Annotated in this window: 4 protein-coding genes; 3 read left to right on the forward strand and 1 reads right to left on the reverse strand. The window is 70.1% G+C overall.

Going from position 1 to position 3,786, the window contains the following annotated elements; all coding sequences use genetic code 11:
* Both ACWDN5_RS46360 and ACWDN5_RS46365 read left to right on the forward strand, forming a co-directional pair.
* Positions 1–108: hypothetical protein (locus tag ACWDN5_RS46360; protein ID WP_449680749.1), on the forward strand; the 108-nt coding region annotated here is incomplete at its 5' end.
* Positions 108–1,127 (forward strand): family 2 encapsulin nanocompartment cargo protein polyprenyl transferase, encoded by a 1,020-nt coding sequence (locus tag ACWDN5_RS46365; protein WP_449680747.1) that lies wholly within the window; start codon positions 108–110, stop codon positions 1,125–1,127. The genes ACWDN5_RS46360 and ACWDN5_RS46365, both read left to right, overlap by 1 nt.
* 141 nt (positions 1,128–1,268) lie before the next feature.
* Here the strand turns inward: ACWDN5_RS46365 and ACWDN5_RS46370 are convergent, their stop codons facing one another.
* On the reverse strand, positions 1,269–2,396 hold the full coding sequence (locus tag ACWDN5_RS46370) for a CapA family protein (protein WP_449680748.1): 1,128 nt from the start codon (positions 2,394–2,396) through the stop codon (positions 1,269–1,271).
* A 368-nt stretch (positions 2,397–2,764) separates the two neighbouring features.
* Here ACWDN5_RS46370 and ACWDN5_RS46375 point away from each other — a divergent pair, with 368 nt between their 5' ends.
* Positions 2,765–3,739, forward strand: a complete 975-nt coding sequence (locus ACWDN5_RS46375; RefSeq protein WP_310976040.1) for a substrate-binding domain-containing protein — start codon at positions 2,765–2,767, stop codon at positions 3,737–3,739.
* The last annotated feature ends 47 nt before the right edge of the window (positions 3,740–3,786 follow it).

The raw sequence follows: 3,786 nt of genomic DNA on the forward strand, positions 1-3,786 counted from the left end.
ACCAACGAACGCGCCATCACCTCCTACCTCATCAGCGCCTACCACTCCGCCGCCGTCCTCGTCCCCGACGCACTCGGCGCCCTCGACGACGTCCAGGTCGGTCGCTGATGACCACCATGAACACGCGCACCGCCGCCCGTCCCCTGGCGGACGTCCTCGCGTGGAGCAAGGGGCTCGTCGAGCCGGCGCTGCGGACCGCCGCCGAGCGGCTGCCCGAGGCGATGCGGCGGATCGCCGCCTACCACTTCGGCTGGCAGGACGCGGCCGGGCGCCCGGCGGCCGGCGACGGCGGCAAGGCGCTGCGGCCGGCGTTGGTGCTGCTGTGCGCGGAAGCCGCGGGCGGGGAGGCGGCCGATGCCGTGCCCGCCGCCGTCGCGGTCGAGCTGGTGCACAACTTCTCGTTGCTGCACGACGACGTCATGGACGGCGACACCACCCGCCGTCACCGCGCGACGGCGTGGACGGTGTTCGGCACCGGGCCGGCGGTGCTGGCCGGGGACGCGTTGCTGAGCCTGGCGTTCGAGGTGCTGGCGCCGAGCGGCGCGGCGAACGCGAAGGTGCTGTCGGCCGCGACGCTGGCCCTGCTCGAAGGCCAGGCCGCGGACCTGGACTTCGAGCAGCGCGACGACGTCACCCCCACCGAGTGCGTACGGATGGCCGAGGGCAAGACGGCGGCCCTGCTGGGTGCGTCCTGCACGCTCGGGGCGGCCTTCGGAACGGCCGGCGCGGACCGCTTCGGCGCGTTCGGCCGCGCGGTGGGCCTGGCGTTCCAGCACATCGACGACCTGCTCGGCATCTGGGGCGACCCGGCCGTCACGGGCAAGCCGGTGTACTCGGACCTCCAGAACCGCAAGAAGTCCCTGCCGGTGGTGACGGCCCTGTGTTCGGGCACCCCCGCCGGCGCGGACCTCGCCACCCTCTACGCCCGCCGCGACCCCCTGGACGAAACCGACCTCGCCCGCGCAGCCTCCCTCGTCGACGCCGCGGGCGGCCGCCAGTGGAGCCAGGCCCAGGCGGAAGCATTGCTGGCCAAGGCGTTGCGCGACCTCACCACCGCCGCCCCACCTTCCCGGGCCACCGCCGAACTCGCCACCCTGGCCCGCCTCATCACCACCCGCACCCACTGACACCCGTACCCCAGCGGACGACACGCGTACCCCGATGGACGACACGCGTACCTGGACGGACGACACGACGAGCGCGTGCCCGGCCCGGCGTGTCGTCCGTCTGCGTGCGCGTGTCGACCCTGGGATCACGCGTGTCGTCCGTTATGGGCCGGGGCGGGTGAGGCCGGACTTGGCCGCGTTGAGGCTGAGGATGTTCTTGTCCGTGTCCTGGAGGGCCTTGGTGACCGGGGGCGACGGCGGGGATGTCGACAAGTCGATCAGGCGGATCGGGGCGTCCAGGCGGATCAGGGTCGGGATGTACTCGGCCTTGTCGACCTTCCAGCGGTCGCCGTCGCGGACGAAGCGGAAGCGGGCCGCCGCGCCTTCCTCCGTGTCGCCCTTGGGTTCGGAGTGGCGGGCGATGCTGTTGCCCAGGCCGTAGGCCACCCACTTGCCGCCGATCTTCTCGAACGGCTGGACCACGTGGGCGTGGTGGCCGACGATCAGGTCGACGTCGTCCGACGCCAGGATCTTCTTGGCCTGGGAGCGCTGTTCGGCCGTCGGGTCGTGCTGGTACTCCACGCCCCAGTGCAGGCTCGCGATGACGACCTGTGCCCCCGCCTGCTTCGCCTTTTTGGCGGCCGCCAGGACGTCGTCGACGTCGATCTGGTTGGCCAGCCACGGTTTCCCGGCCGGCACCTTGATGCCGTTGAACCCGAACGCGTACGACACCTGCGCGACCTTGACGCCGTGGACGTCCATGATCAGCGGCTTCGCGGCCTCGGCCGCCGACCGCGCCGAGCCGGTGTGCTTGACGCCGATCGCGTCGAGCTTGTCCAGGGTGCGGGTGACCCCCTCGGCGCCCTGGTCGATCGTGTGGTTGGACGACGTCGAGCAGGTGTCGTAGCCGATGTCCTTGAGCGCGTCGGCGATCTCCGGCGGCGCGCTGAACGACGGGTACCCGCTGTACGGCCCGCCTTCCGGCGCCAGCGGCGTCTCGAGGTGGCAGATCCCGAGGTCGGCGCCGGAGATCAGCGGCTTGATCCCGGCCAGCAGCGGCCGGTAGTCGATCTTGCCGCCGCCGTCGGCCTCGGCCTGCTCGGTCAGCGCCGGGTGGATCAGGACGTCACCGGTGGCGACGACGCTGAACGACCCGTCGGGCGCGGCGGCCGAGGAGGAGGCCGTCGAATCCGGGAACGGCGTCGGCGCCGGCCCCTGCTGCGGCGGGCTGCTGCAGGCGGCCGCCAGGACGGCGATCCCGGCGAGCGCGGCGACGCGGTGCTTCGTCATCGGTCCCCCTAACGTGGTCCGGCCATCCTGCCAGCCGGGCGAATCGGACAGCCACGCCGTCCGGGTCCGCGATGAAACTTCCACCACAGTCGACAACACCGATCAGAACATTCGCACAGGACAAAACCGGACAACGCGCAGGACAGGCCGGAAAAAATACGATAATTGACTCCCCTGCTTGCCACGATGCAACTACGCAGAGTAGGTCTCGCTCCGCTAACTGCGCCTTGACGCTCCTCGAACGGGTGTTTTGTAATACGAGTCACTTCATGAACCCCGAACGAACCACTCGACCTCGGCCCCCATGGGAGCACTCGATGTCCACACACCCGCACAGGTTCCGGACCTGGAGCGTTGTTGGTTGTTGTTTGATTTCCGGTGCCCTGCTGGCGTCCTGCTCCTCCGGCAAGGACACCGCGGCACCGCAGCAGCAGGCACCCGCCAACGGCAAGGTCACCCTGTACTACCTGCAGAAACAGGGTGACCAGCAGTACTTCGTCGAGCAGGCCCAGGGCGCGCAGGAGAAGGCGAAGGAGCTCGGCGTCGAGCTCAAGGTGGTCAACCTCGGCCAGGACGCCAACAAGGCGATCACCGAACTCGACGCCGCGGTCGCGCAGGGCGCCAACGGCGTCGCGATCGTCGTCCCGGACCAGGCGATCGGCCCGCAGGTGATCGACAAGGCCAAGAGCGCGGGCATCCCGCTGATCGCTTCCGACGACGTCATCAAGGACGGCTCGGGCGCGAAGGCGCCGTTCGTCGGCTTCAACGGCAGCCAGATGGGCGACTCGGTCGGCACCGAGGCCGGGAAGCTGTTCAAGGCCGCGGGCTGGGCCGCCGCCGACACGAAGATCATCAGCGCGTTCAAGCAGGACCTGACCGTCTGCACCGACCGCGTCAACGCCGCGAAGTCCGCGTTCGCCAAGGCCGCGGGCGCCGACGTCCAGGTGATCGACGTCGGCACCGACAACTCCCCGGTCGACGCGCAGAACCGCTCCGGCGCGGTGATCGGCTCCAACCCGGGCGTCAAGCACTGGGTCGTCTGGGGCTGCAACGACGAGAACGAGACCGGCGTCGTCACCGCGCTGGCCAACTCCGGCGTGGCGGCGAACAACATCATCGGCGTCGGGCTCGGGGCCTACCTCGACTGCAAGGACTGGGCCGCCGGCAAGGACACCGGCAACAAGGCCGCGCTCTACATCTCCGGCGCCGAGGTCGGCCGCTCGGCGATCCAGGTGCTGGTCGACAAGGTCAAGAACGGCAAGGAACTGCCCGCCGAGACGATCGCCAAGACCACGATCGTCAACAAGGACAACTACAAGCAGGCCGGCGTCAACTGCACCTGACCGCCCACCCCTCGTGAGTGGTCAGGCGGGTTCTGACCCGCCTGACC

The sequence above is a fragment of the Amycolatopsis sp. NPDC003731 genome, from assembly GCF_053586895.1.

What these genes read in the sequence shown, in the direction of transcription:
- ACWDN5_RS46365 (WP_449680747.1), top strand. Translation starts at nt 108, where the DNA reads ATGACCACCATGAACACGCGCACCGCCGCCCGTCCCCTGGCGGACGTC.
- ACWDN5_RS46370 (WP_449680748.1), bottom strand. Translation starts at nt 2,396, where the DNA reads ATGACGAAGCACCGCGTCGCCGCGCTCGCCGGGATCGCCGTCCTGGCG.